The sequence below is a fragment of the Paenibacillus caseinilyticus genome, assembly GCF_027533645.1.
GTDB lineage: Bacteria > Bacillota > Bacilli > Paenibacillales > NBRC-103111 > Paenibacillus_G > Paenibacillus_G caseinilyticus.
In genome coordinates this window covers 43,290-62,585 of the sequence record NZ_JAQAGY010000024.1, presented here as the reverse complement: position 1 = coordinate 62,585, position 19,296 = coordinate 43,290, and the positions used below count along the sequence as shown (strand labels likewise).

General features: G+C 48.9%; 17 protein-coding genes and 1 pseudogene. 14 read left to right on the top strand and 4 right to left on the bottom strand.

Features of this window, described 5'->3' with window-relative positions; genetic code table 11:
* Positions 1-165 precede the first annotated feature (165 nt).
* From O9H32_RS26510 to O9H32_RS26490, 5 genes are all read left to right on the top strand, one after another.
* Entirely contained in the window at positions 166-672 is a 507-nt protein-coding gene (locus O9H32_RS26510) for a MerR family transcriptional regulator (protein ID WP_269869186.1), read from the top strand.
* A 246-nt stretch (positions 673-918) separates the two neighbouring features.
* Entirely contained in the window at positions 919-1,335 is a 417-nt protein-coding gene (locus tag O9H32_RS26505; protein WP_269869139.1) for a VOC family protein, read from the top strand.
* Between the two features lie 3 nt (positions 1,336-1,338).
* On the top strand, positions 1,339-2,418 hold the full coding sequence (locus tag O9H32_RS26500) for a sigma-70 family RNA polymerase sigma factor (protein ID WP_269869138.1): 1,080 nt from the start codon (positions 1,339-1,341) through the stop codon (positions 2,416-2,418).
* Between the two features lie 61 nt (positions 2,419-2,479).
* Complete coding sequence (locus O9H32_RS26495) at positions 2,480-2,905, top strand: SRPBCC family protein (protein ID WP_269869137.1); 426 nt, start codon at positions 2,480-2,482, stop codon at positions 2,903-2,905.
* A gap of 16 nt (positions 2,906-2,921) precedes the next feature.
* Positions 2,922-3,350: a DoxX family protein gene (locus O9H32_RS26490; protein WP_269869136.1), complete on the top strand. Its 429-nt coding sequence runs from the start codon at positions 2,922-2,924 to the stop codon at positions 3,348-3,350.
* Positions 3,351-3,654: 304 nt separating this feature from the next.
* Here O9H32_RS26490 and O9H32_RS26485 read toward each other — a convergent pair.
* The 4 genes and pseudogenes from O9H32_RS26485 to O9H32_RS26470 all read right to left on the bottom strand — a co-directional run bounded on the left by O9H32_RS26485 (position 3,655) and on the right by O9H32_RS26470 (position 9,033).
* Positions 3,655-4,536, bottom strand: a pseudogene (locus O9H32_RS26485) (carbohydrate ABC transporter permease).
* Positions 4,537-4,550: 14 nt separating this feature from the next.
* Positions 4,551-5,513: an ABC transporter permease gene (locus O9H32_RS26480; RefSeq protein WP_406627385.1), complete on the bottom strand. Its 963-nt coding sequence runs from the start codon at positions 5,511-5,513 to the stop codon at positions 4,551-4,553.
* 70 nt (positions 5,514-5,583) lie between these two features.
* Positions 5,584-7,188 (bottom strand): extracellular solute-binding protein, encoded by a 1,605-nt coding sequence (locus O9H32_RS26475; protein ID WP_269869135.1) that lies wholly within the window; start codon positions 7,186-7,188, stop codon positions 5,584-5,586.
* Positions 7,189-7,290: 102 nt separating this feature from the next.
* The gene (locus O9H32_RS26470; RefSeq protein ID WP_269869134.1) at positions 7,291-9,033 is read right to left on the bottom strand and encodes a glycoside hydrolase family 2 protein; all 1,743 of its coding nucleotides are present in this window, start codon (positions 9,031-9,033) and stop codon (positions 7,291-7,293) included.
* 146 nt (positions 9,034-9,179) lie between these two features.
* Here O9H32_RS26470 and O9H32_RS26465 point away from each other — a divergent pair, with 146 nt between their 5' ends.
* From O9H32_RS26465 to O9H32_RS26425, 9 genes are all read left to right on the top strand, one after another.
* Positions 9,180-10,016 carry a helix-turn-helix domain-containing protein gene (locus O9H32_RS26465; RefSeq protein ID WP_269869133.1) on the top strand — a complete coding sequence of 279 codons (837 nt, stop codon included), beginning with the start codon at positions 9,180-9,182 and terminating at the stop codon, positions 10,014-10,016.
* 228 nt (positions 10,017-10,244) lie between these two features.
* Positions 10,245-10,658, top strand: coding sequence for a MerR family transcriptional regulator (locus O9H32_RS26460; protein WP_269869132.1), 414 nt, complete (start codon positions 10,245-10,247; stop codon positions 10,656-10,658).
* Positions 10,659-10,669: 11 nt separating this feature from the next.
* Positions 10,670-11,023 carry a DUF4260 domain-containing protein gene (locus tag O9H32_RS26455; RefSeq protein WP_269869131.1) on the top strand — a complete coding sequence of 118 codons (354 nt, stop codon included), beginning with the start codon at positions 10,670-10,672 and terminating at the stop codon, positions 11,021-11,023.
* Positions 11,024-11,351: 328 nt separating this feature from the next.
* On the top strand, positions 11,352-11,816 hold the full coding sequence (locus O9H32_RS26450) for a DUF2975 domain-containing protein (RefSeq protein ID WP_269869130.1): 465 nt from the start codon (positions 11,352-11,354) through the stop codon (positions 11,814-11,816).
* A gap of 472 nt (positions 11,817-12,288) precedes the next feature.
* Entirely contained in the window at positions 12,289-13,446 is a 1,158-nt protein-coding gene (locus tag O9H32_RS26445; RefSeq protein WP_269869129.1) for an asparaginase, read from the top strand.
* A 324-nt stretch (positions 13,447-13,770) separates the two neighbouring features.
* Positions 13,771-14,757, top strand: coding sequence for an ABC transporter permease (locus O9H32_RS26440; RefSeq protein WP_269869128.1), 987 nt, complete (start codon positions 13,771-13,773; stop codon positions 14,755-14,757).
* A gap of 15 nt (positions 14,758-14,772) precedes the next feature.
* On the top strand, positions 14,773-15,654 hold the full coding sequence (locus O9H32_RS26435; protein ID WP_269869127.1) for a carbohydrate ABC transporter permease: 882 nt from the start codon (positions 14,773-14,775) through the stop codon (positions 15,652-15,654).
* Positions 15,655-15,747: 93 nt separating this feature from the next.
* Positions 15,748-17,496: a sensor histidine kinase gene (locus O9H32_RS26430; RefSeq protein ID WP_269869126.1), complete on the top strand. Its 1,749-nt coding sequence runs from the start codon at positions 15,748-15,750 to the stop codon at positions 17,494-17,496.
* Positions 17,497-17,664: 168 nt separating this feature from the next.
* The gene (locus O9H32_RS26425; protein WP_269869125.1) at positions 17,665-19,239 is read left to right on the top strand and encodes an extracellular solute-binding protein; all 1,575 of its coding nucleotides are present in this window, start codon (positions 17,665-17,667) and stop codon (positions 19,237-19,239) included.
* Positions 19,240-19,296 lie beyond the last annotated feature (57 nt).

The following is a 19,296-nucleotide window of genomic DNA, read 5'->3' as shown; positions in this document are numbered from 1 at the left end:
TCCTCCTGGTAACGGCATCATTGCCCTGATAGAGCACATGCTATAACTTGAAGTCGACTCCAAGTCAAGACGCGACAATAAAGAATTTCTCCACAGGATCAGAAGCTTGACTTGGAGTCGGCTCCAAGATGTATAATGCAGGAAACAACCTTCGGAGGGAACCGGATGAAGGAAGAACAATCCTATACAATAAAGCAAACCGCCGAGCTAACCGGAATTACGGAGGATACCATCCGTTATTACGAGAAGATCGCACTGCTGCCTCGTGCAGAGCGGAAGGACAACGGGCACCGCATCTACCGGAGGGAGGACATCCAAACGATCCGGCTGATCGCATGCCTCAAGAAAACGGGGATGCCGCTGGAGGAAATGCGGCCTTTTTTGGCGGTCACCGCCGATGCCGATCCCGCGGAATTTCCCGAGCTGGTGGAACGCCTAAGGAGCCACCGGGAACATATCGTCGGCCAGATCGCCTCGCTGCAGCAGGTTGTCGATTTTATCGACATGAAGTTAGAGGAGGGGAGATACCGGCAGGACTGCCCGGATGAAGGTCAAGACGGCCTAGCAGAGAAGAGGATGGGAGAACCGCAACCCAAGCTTGTCTCACCTGTCGAGATGAGTTATTTTACCGTATCGGCCAAAGCGGGCAAGTCATCTGCCTCCGTAAGATAAGCTCTCTATAACGGATAATTCCCATACAAACTCACGTAGAATTTTAATTAGATACGGACAGAATTGCACTACCCACGGCTTGAAGTACGGCCCCTGTTAGAGAATCCGTTACGCTGATAAATATACGAAAAATAAATACCGGATGGATTCCGAAGTTTGCGACGCACCGATGAATTTACGGCGACTCGTACGTCTATAGTTATGAATCGCAAATCGCACTCAATCCAAACTTAGGAGGAACCAACGATGACGGTCAAACTTACCCCTTACATTAATTTGGAGGGACGCACGAAGGAAGCCCTTCAGTTCTACGAGCAAGCCATTGGCGCCGAGATTCTTTCCCTTGTGACTTACGGAGACATGCCGGACATGCCCGATACGTTTACTGACGATCTGAAGGGTCTTGTGGCGCACGCAAAGCTGAGAGTGGGCGAATCGGAGCTGATGTTTTCGGCTGCGCCCGGGGGTTCCCCGATCGCAGCCGGGAAACGGGTGACGATCTGTATTACGACGAACGACGTAGAGAAGTCGAGGCGGTTCTTCGATGCTTTGCGGCAGGACGGCCATGTCAATATGCCGTTCCAGGAGGAATCGTTCAGCCCCGGATTCGGCGACGTCACGGACAAGTTCGGCGTGACCTTCCAGATCTACACGGAGATATAAACCATGCCCCGCGAAGAAAGAGTGGCCCACCATCTGGTGGCGCTGCTCTTTTTTTGTATACAAACGAAATCTTCAATAGGTATTATAGTTATTGAAGAATTCTTCCATAAAAGGGTGGTCACCGCAATGAACGCAACCGCACCAGAACTTCAGTTATTTGACGACTTGAAACCGGGGTTAACCTCATTCTGCTATCGGATGCTGGGGTCTATCGATGACGCAGACGATGCCGTGCAGGAAACCTTCATTCGCGTCTGGCAGAGCTGGAACTCCTTCCGGCAGGAATCCTCATTTCAAACGTGGGTCTATCGGATCGCATCCAACATATGCCTGGACAAGCTAAGACAAACGAAACGCCGCATTCGCCCCGTAGACTTCTTTGGCCCTGCGGAATCGATTGTCGAACCTCGCGAGACGCTGCCTGACTCGTCTTGGATTTGGCCGGCCCCTGACTTTTCGAATAATCCGGAAGATATTTTCATCCGCAAAGATACGCTGCATATCTGTTTTATTACACTTTTACAGCTCTTGCCTCCCCGGCAACGGGCAGTGATGATTTTGAAGGATGTATTCGAGTGGCCCTCCAAGCAGATCGCAGAGACGTTAGGCATGTCGCCGGCAGCAGTGAACAGCGCTCTGCAGAGAGCCAGGGATACGCTTGCGCGGGAGCAGCTCCGTTCCGATGAGTTTCACAGGAGCGAAGAGGCACCGGATCAGGAATTGCTGTCGCGATATGTGGAAGCTTTCGAGCAATTCGATATCAGCGCCCTGGTCGCCTTGTTCCATGAAGAGGGTCGGATGTCGATGCCGCCTTTCCCGATGTGGGTGCGCGGCAAGGACGATTTGTTCAAGTTCTTCACGCTTACGCGCGGCCATTGCGAGGGATCCCGGTTTGTGCCGGTTACGGCCAATGGCGGTTACCCTGCGTTAGCGCAGTATATGCCGAGCAGCGAAGAGGACGGCTTGGTCCCTTGGGGAATTCACCTCTTAGAAGTGAAAGACAACCAAGTATTCCACGTCCAGAATTTCATCAATCGAAAATTATTTGCCCGATTCGGGCTTCCGGATCGATTGGACCGATGAATTTCGTCGGTTGGTTTCGTCTACAGTAGTGAAAACAAAAACAAGAGAGGGTGTTTTTACAATGAAAACAAGCCAACCGACGAAAGTTACCGTGGAGGCCGTCGTTCAAGCGCCGGTAGAAAAGGCATGGAGGTACTGGACCGAGCCGGAACACATCACGAAGTGGAATCAAGCTTCGGAGACATGGCACGCACCGAAGGCGGAAAATGATCTGCGGGTTGGAGGCAGGTTCCTCACCCGGATGGAAGCGAAAGACGGCAGCATGGGGTTTGACTTTTTTGGAACCTACGACGTCGTGAATCTGCATGAGCAGATTTCATACACGATGGAAGACGGGAGAAAGGTCGAGATCACCTTCATGAATCAAGGGAACGAAACCAAGGTGATTGAAATTTTTGACGCGGAAAGCACCCATTCCACCGAGATGCAGCAGGCGGGATGGCAGGCGATTTTGGACAATTTCAAGAAATATACGGAGAAATCCTAGAATAGGGGGGACGGTCATGAAGATGGAGATGAAGACGAACACGGGGATAACGATCGCAAACGACATCTCTAAGGCGCGGCTTTGGACGGCGCGTGCCATGAGCGGAATCGTCGTCCTGTTCATGCTGTTCGATGGGATAGGGAAAATCGCCAAGCCCGCGCCAGTGATAGAGGGCACGCTCACACTTGGATTCACCGAGAACCACCTCGTGGCGATGGGAGTTCTAGGTTTGTTCTGCACCATCCTGTATGCCTTACCGCGAACGCGGTTCTTGGGGGCGCTGCTGCTCACAGGCTACTTAGGCGGCGCGGTGGCTGCACATCTCAGGGTGGATCATCCGTTGTGGTCTCACATGATGTTTCCTGTCTATGTCGCCGTACTTGCTTGGGGGGCGCTGTGGCTGACCGATCGAAGACTGCGCCATCTTCTCTGGGAACGCGAATAACATAGATACGGCCGCCGAAGAAACGGCGGCTTTTTGATCTATCGCGCCTAGCCAAGCTAGGCACAACGAGCCGGCGCAAGTCCGGTCGAGGTAAGAGCCCTTCAGCTTGACGCCACGAATCAAGACTCCATCGTCGCCGCGGCGTAACGCATCGTCCACGTTTCGAGCTCTTCCGGATCGCTGACGATCAACTCGGACCCGAACTTTCCGCATCGGCCAGTTATCGGCGCCGTTTATAGCCCGTCGAAGACCGCTCTTCACGCGGTCATGCCGGCCTTCGCCATCGAGCGTAATCGAAGGGGATTTACTCCTTTAACGCACCGATCATAACGCCGTGCACGAAGTATTTTTGCAAAAAGGGATACAGGATCAAGATGGGCAATGTGGATACAATGATCGTCGCGTACTTAATCGTTACGCCAATATCCATACGATCGCCGGCGCCTGCTCCGGTCATCATACTATCTGTGCTGTTCGAAATAAGAATCTCCCTGAGCACCAGCTGAAGAGGGAACCATTCCCGATCACGCAAATAGATCAATGCACTGAAATACGAATTCTAGTGTCCTACGGCGTACCACAGAATCATAACGGCAATGACGGGCATGGAGAGGGGGATGATGATTCGACTCAAAATGGTCCAGTCATTCGCTCCATCGATGCGTGCGGATTCTTCCAACCCTACAGGTATGCCTTGGAAGGCGGTTCGCATAATGATTAAGTTAAACGAGCTGATGGCGCCAGGCAGAAGAAGCGCCCAAGGCGTATTTAACAGACCCAGGTTGTTTACCAGCAGGAAGGAGGGAATAAGCCCTCCATTGAACACCATGGTGATAACGATAAAGAGCATGATGGCGTTACTGAAATAAACATTTCGACGGGAGAGGGCATAGGCGCCGAGCGTTGTCATGAGTAAGTTGATAACGGTTCCTGCCGTGACATAGAAAAGCGTATTCCGGTAACCGGTTGAAACCATGGGATTGTCCAGCACCGCTCTATAGGCAGCCAAGCTAAACCCCTGCGGGTAGAACAGCATGCCGCGATACTGGGCCATTTCCGCAGGATCGCTTAAAGAGGCGAACAGGATATACATAAATGGATACAGCGTCAAGAAACAAAGCGAAAGCATAAAACACAGATTAAACCATGAAAATAGGGTTTCGCCCAGGGTGCGTTTGTAATTCATATGTTCTCTCCCCTTCACCACAACCTGTGTTCGCTTACTCGTTTGCTGATCGTATTGGCAAGTGTAAGCAAAATAAAGCTGATGACTGAATTACACAAACCTACGGCAGCGGAATACCCGAAATCAGCCCCAAGAATCCCTTTTCTGTATACATAAGTTGAAATTACGTCTGCCGTTTCATAGGTTAGCGGGTTGTACATCAGTATGATCTTTTCGCTTCCGACGGAAAGCATGGATCCTATGTTCAGGATCAGCAGGATGATGATCGTGGGCATGATGCCTGGGATTGTTACATGCAAGGTCTGCTTCCATCGGCCTGCACCATCGATCCGGGCTGCATCGTACAAGGAAGGATCGATCGTGGACATCGCGGCGAGATAGATGATGGAACCCCATCCAATCCCTTGCCAGATCCCGGAGGATATAAACAAGGGGCGAAACCACCCCGGCTCCTGAAGGAAAGCGATCGGCTCCATACCGAACCATCCGAGGATGTTATTGGCCAGACCATCGCGCGCAGCAAAATCGACGAGCATTCCCACTACGACTACGATGGAAATAAAGTGGGGGAGATAACTAATGGTCTGTACGAGTCGTTTGAATAGGACAAGGCGAATTTCATTAAGTAAAAGAGCCAGGATGATAGGGGCGGGAAAGGCGAACAGCAATTCATAGACATTGATCATGAAGGTATTGCGGATAAGCCGCCCAAAGTAAGGATTTTCAAAAAAATGTTGAAAGTGGGTAAACCCGACCCAAGGACTTCGCCAAACTCCGTCTGCGATACCAAAATCCTTAAACGCAATGAGCAGACCATACATGGGGCCGTAATGGAAAATGACGTAATAGGCAATTACAGGAAGAAGCATGAGATAAATGTTGCGATTTCGAACAAGGTCCTTTTTCATGATGTTCATTTTGCTTTCCCAAGGCATTCTGGCTGCTGCCTTCACCAGGTTTTTGTCTACATCAGGCACGGAATGATCCCTCCCGGATTCCCGGAATATGGTAAGCCGCTGTCCATCCATATTCCGGAATTGGCCATGCTTATCTATGATTATAGCGTTCTAATGCTGCTTGCTGAATTTGGATCGCTTCTTCGATACCTAAGCCTTTTAACGCTTTTACATAGGCATCGAATTGGTCCAGCGACGCCGAACCCATAATGAATTTCAGAACCATCTCATCCTTAAACGTATTAACGTCGGTCATGATCGAGGCGTATCGGCTGCTGTCTTCTACAGCGATACTAACCGGAGGCATTCTTTTTTTGTGCGTAGGGGCGGACCACAGCTTCATGGCTTCTTTTTGTTCCGGCTTGGTCGTGTACTGCTGCGTGTGGCGTACATCCTGAACAAAAGGACCCGACGTAGCGCCCATAATATGCTTTCTAAAAGCTTGGGAAATCGGCAGTCCGTCTGGATTTTTCAGTATAGCGTCCGTATACTTGGGCTGGCCGTCAATAAAAGTGTACGTTTCTCCCTCTTTTCCGAAATTCATGATGCGTTTTCCTTCTTCACTGTACAAGTAATCCAGGAATTTTACGGTTTCCATAACGTTCTTATTACTTCCGGATATCGCTGCAAAGATGCCGGTAACCGGATTGTCCATATACCCGAATTCCGGTTTTTCGCCAGGATTCAATGTCGGGTAGGCGGTTCCGGCAATCTTGAATTCCGGCTGGCTTTTCGCCTTTAAGTCCATGTATTTTCCGATTCCGCCATTGAGAAACAAAACCGTCGAACCGACCTGATTGCCCGTTATTTTGGCATCTTTTATTTTGCTGTCCGTTGACGAGAAGTCCTTGTCGAGCAGTCCTTCCTTATACCACTTGTTCATGGTGGCCAGGTATTCCTTGAAGCCTGGTTCAATGGGGCCGTATTTGACGGTATGATTCTCCTGGAAGAAATCGTTAGGCGTGCCGAAGGCGCCGGCGAAAGCCAGTTCTCCTGCTGGAATCAGGATCGGAATTTCGTCCGCCTTGCCATTGCCGTTGGGATCCTGTTCTTTAAACGCTTTCAAAACCGTATGCCATTCGTCGATGGTTGTCGGCGAGGGTAATTTTAATTTATCCAGCCAGTCCTTGCGGATGGCCGGTCCCAGGAATACTTGCTGTGTGACATCCTCGCGAATGAACGGGAAGCCAATGAGTTGGCCATCGTCCGTGGAGGCCATTTTTCTCCATTCCGGGTTAGCGTCGAACAGCGCTTTGAGGTTGGGTGCATGATCCAAATAGTCGTTAAGCGGGATCAGTTTCTTATCCCTGATCGCTTTCTGGGCACCGCCAGGGTAGCTGTTCCATGCATAATCCACAACATCAGGCAGCTTATTCGATGCTACCAGCAAGTTGAATTGTTCTCCGAGCTGGCCTTGTGCCGGGTGCTGGAATTCCATATGGACGCCGGTTTTAGCCTCGATTTCCTTCCAAGCAGTAACCTCTCCATAACTCTTCATTATGGCGGCAGCATCCGGAAACAACTCCACCCAATACGTTAATTTCGTTAAGGCTTGAGTCTGCTGCGCTGAATCTTGTTTCTCTGATGCGGCTCCTGTGGATTTCCCTTCGCTGCACGCGGTCAAAGTAGTCGCGAACAGTGCCAAAATGGTAAAACCAGCTGCAGCCCTGCTCCTCTTTCTTGTGTGCATGGACATGAATACATGGACCTCCCCAATCTAGATCATGATATGTAATCCATTTGGAATACGAATCTCTAATCCGGAGGGGCCATCCCCCTTGGGATAGCCCTTATGCGATCATTGCAGCGTGGAGCCCCAGACGTAGGGATCGTTCTGGTCTTTGTATATGCCCTTGACCACGCGATAGGCGAGCTTGGGTTTGCGATATTCATTGACCAGCCCCTTGTTGTTAAAGGAGCGTGCGCGGTCCCTGAAGTGGGGGCGGCGGCTCTGCAGGTCGGCCCGGGTATCTGCAAACTGCCAAACGTAAGTGCCGCTGATCTTCGGGTCGGCCCGGAAGAGCTTCAGGGAGTCCCTGAGCAGATCGGCTTGGTAGTCCTCGCTGAATAGACGGGGCTCCCAGCCGGAGTCGCCGAACACGCCTGCTCCGCCAAATTCGGTCATCAGCACCGGGGTGTTCTCAGCCCCATATTCCTTGCAGCGCTCATGGAAGGTTACAAGCATCTCCTCGAACGTGGCATGTCCGAAATACCATCCGCCATAATAGTTAATGCCGATCACGTCGAATAGTCCGAGGCAGATGTCTGTCATGGGGTGCATGGTGGCATAAGCCACAAGCCTGGACGGGTCCTTGCTCCGAACGAGTTCTGTCATCTGAACGGACAAGTCATAGGCCTGTTGGGAGCGCGTATCAATCTCATTATGGACAGACCAGAACAGGATGGAGGGGTGGTGAAGATCCCGTTCGATCATCTCATCCATCATCGTTAACGCACGTTGTACGAAGAGAGGATCGTCCGTGACCTCCGCCGGGAATGCGGCGCCCCAGATCGGAATCTCGCTCCAGAAGAGCACGCCCCGCTCATCCAGCAGATCGAGCCAGTATTCGCTCTGGGGATAATGAGACCCGCGTACGGTATTGCATCCCATCTGCAGGATAATGTCAAGATCCTTCGTCATCAATTTGTTAGGAAAAGCGAAGCCCCATTCCGGGTGTTCCTCATGGCGGTTCACTCCCTGAAGATAGAGCTCCTTGCCGTTCAGCAGAATCTTCTTGTTCCGGGTCTCTACGGTACGGAACCCGATGCGGTCTGCCCGGTCATCTTGGCCGGCTGTTGCTCTGATCATGTAGAGAGCGGGATCCTCGGGTTCCCATCGCTGAAGCCCCGACCAGGCTTGCTCTACGTTCAGTTCCATGCTTTCCTTGGGGGGAAGGTATACGTTCTGGGTGTGGAATGCCTCCCCATTCCGATAGAGGGATACGGGCACTTCAACAGGCGCATCCGACATGGAGCGAAGCTGGAGTCTGACCCGGATGTCTGCACTGGAATCTCCTGTCATGTCATAGGTGAACCGCATCCCCTCGATCGAGACATCAGGCAAGAGCTGAACTTCCACGGGACGGATGATTCCGCCGTAATGAAACCAGTCCACAATGTGATAGGGGATTGTATTGCTCTCCAGCGTGCAGTCCGTGCGGACGACGAGTTCATGAACCCCGGAAGTAACGTCAGGGATTGTAAAGTCAAATGGAGTATATCCGCCGTAATGATATCCCAGATGGGTTCCGTCCCAGTACACATCGGCATGTCCCAGCACGGCGTGGAACAGCAGACGCAGATGACTGCTTTCCTCGAGCGTTACCCAAGTGCGGTACCATGCCACCCCTTCGTAGTCGAACTTGCCGAGCTCGTTATTCCAGCAGGCCGGCACCGGCACCTGGTCGTGGCTGGAAGGGAAGTTGATGTTCCACCCTTCAGACAAACCGATATTGTCCTTATCAAAAACGAAATCCCATAATCCATCAAGCAGTTGACACTTCCGAAGTCGATGCTGCTGAAACGTTCGGATCACAATCATCATCTCCCATCCTTTTACTGTGGGTCATCCATCATCCATGCCCTTTATGTAGGGAGTGTAGCATCAGTCGCATGGGTGGAACAATGGCAAAAACAATCCTGATCATTTATCATAAATGATACAAAAGATAGGTAGGAGGAAGAACGATGGAATATGCTGTGGGAAATATGGTGGTGCATATACATTGGGTGCTCGCCAAGCCCGCGCTGCCAGGCTGGGAGGACATTCGGCAGACCGTATCGGGGCATACCTTCTACTACATCTACAGCGGTAAGGGAATTTTCCGCTGCGAGGGGGAGGACCAGGAAGTAGAGGGAGGCACCTTGGTATACCTTTGGCCCGGACTGCCTCTCTACATGAAGTCATCCGAAGAGCACCCCCTTCGGATGACGATGGTGCTCTTCGATTGCGCTTCGCTGCAGATGAGTGAGAAGGGATGGGATGCCCCGGAGCCCCTTGAACGGCTTCGGCTGCCCTTTCTTTTGTCTTTGCAGAGTGAGCGAATGGGAAAGATTGGAGGGCTTTTTCGGGAAGCGGAGAGCGAGTGGGTACCTGGGGATCACGTGCGGGAAGCACGAGTGAAATCGGTTTGGTATCGCCTGATGCAAGAGGTGCACGAGGCGGCAGAAGCAGGAGGGAGGCAAGCCGATGAGGAAGGAATCGCTGTGGCGCTTCGCGCGTTCAAAGAGAAGCTGGACACGGGATTCGTGGCGGAGTTTCGCATCACCGAATTGGCGGAGCAGACCGGTTTCTCTGCCGTCTATTTGCGCAGAACCTTCGCAGCCCGGTACGGGTGCAGCCCCAAGGAGTACCTGGATCAGCTTCGCAATGAGCATGCCGTCCGCCGGCTGCGGTTCGCGGGCGATTCCGTCACGGATATAGCCAGAGCCTGCGGTTACTCTGACGTCTATCAGTTCAGCAAGGCGTTCAAGAAGCGCAACGGCGTATCTCCGACCGAATACCGCAGAATGCACGGATGCTGATGCGCGGCAAAATAAGGAGGAAGGAACGGTGACGGTGGCCGCCGAACAGACCTTTGTCGGAGAAGAGATCGCCGTCATCCGGAACGCCGAGATGAAGCCGGCCTATCGGTCAGATAGGTGAATGAGGGGTGAACAGCAACACGATGTTACTCAATGGAGCATCGATATGAAGTAGTTGACTCTGGACTTTACTCCAATGTTATGATTTTACTGGAAGGGAGGGCTACAATGAGAATCAAGGATTTTGCGAACAAATATCAAATTCAAACGGATACAATTCGTTATTATGAGAAAGAGAACTTGTTGAATCCAATAAGACGAGAAAACGGTTATAGGGAATTTGATGAAGAATGTGAGAAACAGATACGGCTCATCATCGTATTAAAACAATTAGGTTTTACAATAAAGGAGATTCAACAATTACTTATACTGCGGGACAACTCAATATCAACAGAATGTAAGGACACAACAGTGTTGCTATTGAATCAAAAAGTAATGAAACTTGTGGAAAGAATCCAGTTTTACCAGCAGGCATTGAAAGTAGTGCAAACCATTAAAGAACTTGCAAATGAAGTGACCTATTTAGAGAATAAAGAAGATATTGAAAAATTATTGCTTAGTTTATTTCAAAAGGACTTTTAAGGAGAGATATGATGACGAATAAACGAATCGTTCATGTTGAATATGCAATTGCCTTTGCATTTTCCATTTTCACTTACATGCAGCTACACTTTCCCATTTGGTATTTTGTTGTTCTTTTATTCGTTCCTGATATTACCATGCTTGGTTACGCAATGAATAAGAAAATAGGTGCGATTGTTTATAATTTCGGACATACATTTATTCTTCCACTGCTTTTAGCTTTAGGTTACTTATATTTTTCAAACGATTATCTGCTTTTAGGATCGATCATCTGGATCGCTCATATCTGTATGGATAGAGCAATAGGCGCTGGATTGAAATATCAAAATTCTTCATTTACTAATACACATATGCAAAGGCTTTAGCGTGTTCCAATGTAACCGAATATTCTTGAAAATGGAAAGTCTCATTCAAAGCCGCGATGAACGCGGCTTTTTGCTTTATGGGACCAAGTTCTTGTCATTGGGCAATGTCAAGAATTGGGTCCCATTCCCGATGGCATGAATTTACACCGGTTGATCCAGCTACACCTGTTGTAAAAACAGGGGGAAGGATTAAGCTAACGGGAGGCGACCGCTAAAAAATGATTTTTAAATAACAATAGCAATATAATAAACTACAATATTAATTTATTGTAAAACGATAAATCACATGATAAAATCATGTTGTTATTAAATAAGTGAGGTGTTTTAAATGAATGTAAAACGAGGTTCAACCACTTTCTTAAAGGTAATCATTTTTCTGATTGGAATTGCAGTGCTTGCCGTGTGTATATTTTTGTTGCCTGAAGCAGCCAGAAGAGACGCGATAGAGCGTCCAGGTGATTATTCGCTATATCCACTTTTGGTATGTGCCTATGGAATATGTATTGCGTTTTTTGTAGCGTTTTATCAAGGATTTAAACTTTTAACCTATATCGAGAAGAACAATGCTTTCTCTGAGTTATCTCTTCAATCTTTGAGGGTAATAAAAAAATGCGCTTTTACTGTCATTTTCTTCATTTTGTTAGCAATAGCTTATTTGAGGGTGCATGCTCAATTCACAGGTGATGATGCAGCAGGTCCAATATCTCTAGGTCTAATTGGGGTTCTAGCAACAAGTATCATCGCAGCCATTGTGGATGCACTTCAAAAGCCATTAAACAATGCCTTGAAATAACTTTGGACAAGAAATACGTTCAACTGTCAGAGGACAGAACCTTACGTACAATGAATGCCGCCTTAGTGCGGTATTTTTGTTCTATGTAAGTAAAAAGGGGCACTCCAATCTTACTCAGCAGCCTCTTATAACTAGAATATATTCATTTTGCCGCCATGAGCAATCAAATGTTCTGACCGCCAGAGATTTCGGTTCTCTGTAAGTGATGTTCTATGGCGATCTCATATACATTGATGAAGAGATTGTTGAGATTGCGGGCGTTACAGAAGCTTGCGGTGTCGGAGCTGGTTATAGGAATGGGTCAAATCATGTGGAACTCGCTTCGGGTCGTCTCTTTTTGCATTACCAAGAAAAATTGTAAATTCAACTTATATCGTTTTGTAGATTCGTATAGATTTTTATAGCTAAGACTTATACTGAAAAATGAAAGCGGTTTATTGTAAAGTTAAACTATTTAAGGAGGAATTTTCAAATGAAAAGATTAACAGGAAAGAAAATCGCGGCTGTCACTGTACTAACATTATCTCTTATATCCACAGGATGTGCGGCAAAAAATCAGCCGAATGTACAAACAAAAAACACGACCCCAATTGAATCCGCTTCCAACGCAAATATGAGCAATGCTGTCAAACCCAATGTACCCAACATTCATATATTAGCAATGGGCGGCACGATCGCCGCGGCCGGCTCTGGTGCTGCTCAAACTACCGGTTATCAGGTGGGGGTTCTGACTCCGGATCAACTTATTGAAGCGGTGCCATCACTACAAGATATTGCTAACCTGACAACGACTCAAGTGGCGAAAATGGATTCAGGGACATCCAATACCGATGCCGTCATGGTTAAGCTGGCGAAGGAAGTTCAAAAGACATTGGATGATCCAAAGTATGACGGCGTAGTCATCACTCATGGTACGGATACATTGGAAGAGACTGCTTACTTCCTCGATTTGACTGTTCATTCCGATAAACCGATCGTGTTCGTCGGCTCCATGCGTCCCTCAACGGCATTGTCTGCTGACGGCCCGTTCAACCTATACAATGCTGTAGCGCTAGCCGGTTCTAAAGAAGCCCAGGGTAAAGGGGTACTGATCTCCTTTAACGATAAAATTGGAAACGCGCGGGATACTTTTAAAACCAGTACTACCGGGGTTGATACCTTCAAAAATCCAGAATTAGGCTACCTTGGGTATATGCAAGGAGGCAAACCTTACTTTTACAACTTGCCGGTTAGAAAACATACAAACCAGTCCGAATTTGATATTCGCAGTATGACTGAAGATCATTTGAAGCGTGTCGATATCGTCTATTCACATGCCAATGATGACCGGGTAATGGTTGACGCGGCGGTTTCGGCCGGAGCGAAAGGGATTATCCATGCCGGTACAGGCAACGGCTCCGTTCATGTAAAGACACTTCCAGGTCTACAGGATGCTATAAAGAAAGGTGTTGTCGTTGTTCGCGGTACCCGTGTACCTGAAGGTATAGTTACCAGAGAAACAATCGATGACGACAATCAATTTGTCGTTTCCGACAATCTGAGCCCTCAAAAAGCGCGCATCTTGCTGATGTTGGCACTCAGCCAAACCCAAGATATACAAAAGATCCAAAAGGATTTTAACCAATACTAGGAGATTAGTGTTAGCTGACGGTGAGCTCCACGGTAAGGGTTAATGCGACACTGGTGTTGTATGGTGGAGCAGTGTAACCAAGCAGTATAAAGTGGAGCTCAGGGCGAAGTGAAGACTGATATGAGAGCATTTCTTGAGAAATCAAGCTGATTCATTTTATAGAAGCCGGGGGATTCAGGGATTTGCTCCTGATGCACCCGGCTTGTTCGTACTGCCGCAGGGGAAGCATCCCGCTTCTTCAAATTTGATAACGCTTTCTTAAGAATGTTGGCTTACCTCGGCTGCCTCCTCCGGGATAGACTAGAATCAAAAGGAGGAGCGCTGATGGAATTCAATACCCATTTTCCAAATCAGGCCGCTGCCAAGGGTAGGGGAAGTGTTTCATTATGGAAGCGGTTTAAGAAGCAAAAGGTGCTGCATCTGTTCGTCGGACTCGGGATGATTTTTCTGCTGATCTTCTCCTACACGCCGATGTTCGGCATTCTCATGGCGTTTAAAGATTACAGAATCTCGGACGGGATTGAGGGGATTTTTACAAGCGAGTGGGTCGGGCTCAAATATTTCGATGAATTTATCCATGATTATCAATTTGGTACTATTGTCCGCAACACGCTGATCCTTAGCTTTTTAAAAGTGATCTTTGCTTTTCCGGCCCCCATTCTTCTTGCAATTATGCTGAATGAAGTGAAGAACATGGCGTTCAAGCGGTTCGTTCAGACAATCAGCTACCTGCCTCACTTTATCTCATGGGTTGTAGTTGTCGGCGTTTCTTACGCTTTCCTGTCATCCGATGTGGGAATGGTGAACAGACTCCTGATGGAAATGGGCCTCATCGACAAGCCGCTGGATATCTTGACGAGCCCCAATTACTTCTGGGGGTTTGCCGTCGCCAGCGCCATCTGGAAGGAGATGGGATGGTGGACCATCATCTTTTTGGCGGCTATAACCGGGATTAATCCTTCGCTTTATGAGGCCGCAGAAATGGACGGTGCCGGCAGATTGGCTAGGATCCGTCATATCACCTTCCCCGGTATGAAAGGGACGATAGTTGTAGTGCTCGTTCTGACCATTGGCAGTATTCTTGGCGGCGGACTGGTCGGTTCCAATTTCGAGCAGGCGTATCTGTTCGGGAACAGCATTAACAATCCGACTTCGGAAATCGTACAGACCTATGCATTTAAGGTCGGTTTGAGCGACGGCCGGTTCTCCTATGCAGCGGCGATTGATTTAATCCAATCCGTGATCTCGGTCATGCTGATCTTTACAAGCAATTACATCGCCAAGCGGGTATCGGGATCAAGCTTATTCTAGAAGGGAGGGGCAGGCGTGCTAAAGACACAGAAACAAAAAGATTTCATGTTTGACAGCTTTATTTATGTCGTCTTATCCTTCATCATCCTCACCATGTTATACCCGTTCTACTATGTACTGATCGCCTCTTTCAATAAAGGGACCGACACGCTTCTCGAAGGCGTCTATCTCTGGCCGCGGAGTATCACGCTTGAGAATTACAAGATCTTTCTCGGGGACTCGAAATGGGTTAGCGCCTTCCTGGTGACAGTCGCCCGGACGTTATCGGGAACACTGCTGAGCCTCCTGCTGACAAGCCTGGTCGCCTACGCGCTATCGCACCGGGATCTGCTGTTCAGCAAAACGTATTTTACGATTATCATTATTGCCATGTACTTCTCAGGAGGCCTGATTCCCTATTATGTAGTGCTGCGTTCGATCGGTCTGCTGAATTCATTTGCCGTTTACATTATTCCGTCCATGCTCAATACGTTCTTCCTGCTGATCGCCATTTCATTCTTCCGCGAAGTTCCGGGCGAACTGAAGGAGTCAGCCCACATGGACGGCGCAGGGGAGCTCGTTATATTTTTCAAGATCATCCTGCCGGTTTCGACTCCGCTGCTGGCCACGATGGCGCTGTTTATGGGTGTGGGACAATGGAACTCCTGGCTGGATTCGGCCTATTTCGTGCAGTCGGATCATCTCCGTACCCTTACCTTCCGAATGATGGAAGTGATCAACCAGAGCAATGCCCCGATGGATGCCCTGGCTGTCGCCAATCGCGGAGCCTCGGGTGTCACCAGCTTCTCGCTGCAGGTGACCTCGATGGTTGTTTCCATCGTGCCGATCATTTGCGTTTATCCTTTCCTGCAAAAATATTTCGTGCATGGCATCATGCTCGGATCTGTGAAAGGCTGAGGACCGCCGGTCATGGAACCCGAATAACTACTAAACCTGGAATGCTTATGGTATTTTAGAGAGAACTAACCGCACAGGGGGCCCCTCACACCCATGAGCATCGTACGAAAAATAATACTAGGTTACGTTATATTGATTTTTATCCCGGTCGTTACATTCGGCTACTACTATTACGTACAGATTTACGGCAATCTTACCCAGCAGTTGGTGGAAAGCCGCCAAAAAATTTTGGAACAGGCCTATTCAAACATGAAGGCGGATCTCGTCCGTATCGGTTCGATCCAACGTTTTTTACAGTATAACCCCTATGTAACGGATTACCTGGAAGGAATGTATACCTCCGATTCGGAGAGTATTTATGCCTACAACCGTTATATTAGTCCCATCATCTCCCAATCGCTGTTTACGAATCCTGAAATTGAGGCATTCAGAATCTACAAAACCAAGCAGCAGGCGCTGCCGATTACCGACCGGTTCCTGGACATTTCGGCGCTCCCGCCAGAGCGAGCCAAGATTGTGAACGGGCTGAAGCCCGGTCATGGAGTATGGATCTTGTCCGGTTACGGTGCGGCCCCTCCGCCGCTCGTATTCTATCAGAATCTGTACAATACGGATTTTACCGAGGTTATAGGGCTTCTGGAACTCCGTATAAACAGCGAACTGATCAGCAGATTCTATGAGGCGACAGGGAACGGGAACTACTGGGCTGCCCTGATGCTTCCCGAACAGGGAGTGCCGGCGACAGTAAGGGATACCCATCCGGACATTGACGATATGACATGGGAGCAGCTTAACACAGACGGCGGGATATCTTACTTCATTAACCGGAAGTCGATCGTCAATCAGCTGGAGGTCGCAGAGCTTGGCGCCCGGATCGTCGTCATCGGCAAAGTGGATGAGGTGTTTCATCCGGTCAAGCGCAAGGGGATCATCATGATTTCTATGATCCTTATTCTTCTGCTCGCCATGTCCCTCGCCTATTACGCGCTGGCTTCTACCATTACGAAACGGATTCTGCGTCTTGCCAGACACATGCGCAACGTAAACGACAGCAACATGAAACAGTTCGTCAGCAGAGAAGACAAGTCCAGCCGCCAGGATGAGATCAGTTTTTTAACCGGTACATATAATTCAATGATTCAGCGCATGGACGAATTGATTAACAATGTCCACCGTGCCGAGCTGAGAAATAAAGAGGCGGCTTATAAAGTGCTTCAGGCACAGATTAAACCGCATTTTCTCTACAATACGCTGGAGACGATCCGCATGCTTGCGGAATCCAACAATGACAAGGAAGTAGCGGACATATCGTACTGGTTCGGGAAGCTGATGCGGTACAGCTTGTCCTCCAAGGAGGATCAAACCGTCCTGGCCCGTGAAATCGAAACGGTGATCTTCTATCTCAATATTCATACGATGAGGCTGCAGAACAGGCTCACCTATGAAATCGATGTTGCCGTCGATGCGGAGCAGCTCCCGTGCCCGCGCTTCATTCTACAGCCCCTGGTCGAGAACTGTATTATCCACGGAGCTTCCGCGACGCTGCGGCCCGTTCATATCAAGCTTCAAGCATCTGAAGATCCCGAAGAAATCCGCATCCGGATTTCGGACAGCGGAACAGGGATCCCGGAAGACAAACTGCAGGCCCTCCGGTCCAGACTGTCCAAGGGAGCCGAGTCCTCTCTGCCGGTTGAGGAGACGGAAGGGGGAGTAGGCCTCTTTAACGTCAGCGAAAGGGTAAAGTCCTTTTTTGGCGGTGATTCCAAATTGATTCTGGACAGTGTCCGGGGAGAAGGAACCTATCTTACCATTGTTATAGCCAAAAGGATTGAAAAAACGTAAAGCGTCCCGCGGAGTTCTTAAAATTTGACAACGCTTTCTTAAGGATGTTGGCTTACGCCGCTCCTTCTTCACAGATTAAACTTAAGACATGAAAGAGCGGGCCCCTTACAGTTTCTCAAGCTTTTGTAATCGAAACGAAGATCTAAAAATCAATGCTGGAGGGTCTATATGAGACTAAAAAGAGGCAAGAAAGCACTGCTTGCGTCACTGAGCGTCGTCATGCTGACAGCAATATTGTCCGCTTGCGTCAGCGGCAATAACAACTCCAACCAGAGCGCAGGAGCTGGGGCTGAGAATCAGGCCTCAACCGATAACGGGAAAGTCAAGGAACTCTCGCTGTTCATCGACGCTTCCTGGTATCCGGTGAAAGAATGGAAAGGGCCTGTTGCCGAGAAGATTACGGAAAAGACGGGCGTAAAGCTCAATGTAACGGTAGCTGCGGACGATAAACAGCTTCCGTTGATGATTTCTTCCGGCGACCTGCCGGACCTGGTGTTCACTTACGCCAATATAGACCGCATGTCCGATTCCAAGCTGTCTTATCCCTGGAACGAGCTGATTAAAAAGTATGCTCCGGACTTTACCATCGATGATACAAGAATCGCAATTCATACGATGGACGACGGCAATTTCTATACGGTCCGCAACTCTTTTGCGACGCGGGAAGAAATGAGCCGGAATAAATACGCGGTTGGCAGCGATGGAAATCCCGGCATAGCGGTAAGAGAGGATCTTCTGGAACAACTCGGCAATCCGCCTATTCAATCGGTCGAAGATTTCGTGAAGGTATTGGGCATGGTGAAGGAAAAGTACCCGGATATGATCCCGCTCATCATGGACAAAGACTGGATTGAACAGTATTTTCTCCAGCAGTTTGGTGTAGAGGCGCTGATCGATGGCTGGTACGAACGCGATGGCAAAATTGATTATGCGATCAGACAACCGGAAATGCTGGCGTTCTTCAAGTTTATGAACAGCCTCTATCGCAGCGGCTATATTTTGGGCGAAAACTATGCCTACACCAACGATCAGATCGACGATCAATACGCGCTAAGCGGCAAAGCGTTTGCCCACAGTCATACCGTCAGTGCGGCGGACATGGATAACATCAAAGCCGAGAGCGGCGGAAAGCCGTACAAATTCAAAATGCTGCCGAGCGCCTTATCGGAGAATGCGAAAATCGTCAGCACGGGACTTGGCTTCGCGGGTACGTTTATCACCAAAAAGAACAAGGATCCCGAGGCCTCGATTAAATTCCTCCAATACCTGGCAAGCGATGAAGGCAAAAAATTAACGATGTTCGGCGTCGAGGGCGAGCATTGGACATGGAATGACGAGGGATACCCGAATTTGAAATATTCACCTTCCGATGCCGACTTTATTAACAACAACGGGATCAAGTGGTGGTATTTGTACAACGACGGGATTATGGAAGGCCTGCAGGGATATGTTCCCGGAACGCAGAAGACGCAGGCATTGATGCAAAGAAAAGAAATAACGGTTTATAAACCGGAAATAGGCCTGATCCAGACACAGCCGGATTCCGGGGAAAAGACGATCAAGACGAAGATTGACGAAATGATTAAGAATGAGAAAGTAAAAATATACCTGGCCCAATCGGAAGAAGAAGCCGTTGCCAATTATGAAAGCATGATCAAAAACGCCGAGAAGATGGGTCTGCAGCGGCTCGTGGATTGGGCAAATAAAGTGTATCAGAAAAAAAAGAATTTGTTTGTCAAATAAATGAAGAAGTTCGGTAGGGCCCCGTTGTCCCTATCGAACTTTGTTCGTATACAGGAT

Coding starts and splice junctions, on each gene's coding strand:
- O9H32_RS26510 (WP_269869186.1), top strand. CDS start 166: ATGAAGGAAGAACAATCCTATACAATAAAGCAAACCGCCGAGCTAACC.
- O9H32_RS26505 (WP_269869139.1), top strand. CDS start 919: ATGACGGTCAAACTTACCCCTTACATTAATTTGGAGGGACGCACGAAG.
- O9H32_RS26500 (WP_269869138.1), top strand. CDS start 1,339: ATGCCCCGCGAAGAAAGAGTGGCCCACCATCTGGTGGCGCTGCTCTTT.
- O9H32_RS26495 (WP_269869137.1), top strand. CDS start 2,480: ATGAAAACAAGCCAACCGACGAAAGTTACCGTGGAGGCCGTCGTTCAA.
- O9H32_RS26490 (WP_269869136.1), top strand. CDS start 2,922: ATGAAGATGGAGATGAAGACGAACACGGGGATAACGATCGCAAACGAC.
- O9H32_RS26475 (WP_269869135.1), bottom strand. CDS start 7,188: ATGTCCATGCACACAAGAAAGAGGAGCAGGGCTGCAGCTGGTTTTACC.
- O9H32_RS26470 (WP_269869134.1), bottom strand. CDS start 9,033: ATGATTGTGATCCGAACGTTTCAGCAGCATCGACTTCGGAAGTGTCAA.
- O9H32_RS26465 (WP_269869133.1), top strand. CDS start 9,180: ATGGAATATGCTGTGGGAAATATGGTGGTGCATATACATTGGGTGCTC.
- O9H32_RS26460 (WP_269869132.1), top strand. CDS start 10,245: ATGAGAATCAAGGATTTTGCGAACAAATATCAAATTCAAACGGATACA.
- O9H32_RS26455 (WP_269869131.1), top strand. CDS start 10,670: ATGACGAATAAACGAATCGTTCATGTTGAATATGCAATTGCCTTTGCA.
- O9H32_RS26450 (WP_269869130.1), top strand. CDS start 11,352: ATGAATGTAAAACGAGGTTCAACCACTTTCTTAAAGGTAATCATTTTT.
- O9H32_RS26445 (WP_269869129.1), top strand. CDS start 12,289: ATGAAAAGATTAACAGGAAAGAAAATCGCGGCTGTCACTGTACTAACA.
- O9H32_RS26440 (WP_269869128.1), top strand. CDS start 13,771: ATGGAATTCAATACCCATTTTCCAAATCAGGCCGCTGCCAAGGGTAGG.
- O9H32_RS26430 (WP_269869126.1), top strand. CDS start 15,748: ATGAGCATCGTACGAAAAATAATACTAGGTTACGTTATATTGATTTTT.
- O9H32_RS26425 (WP_269869125.1), top strand. CDS start 17,665: ATGAGACTAAAAAGAGGCAAGAAAGCACTGCTTGCGTCACTGAGCGTC.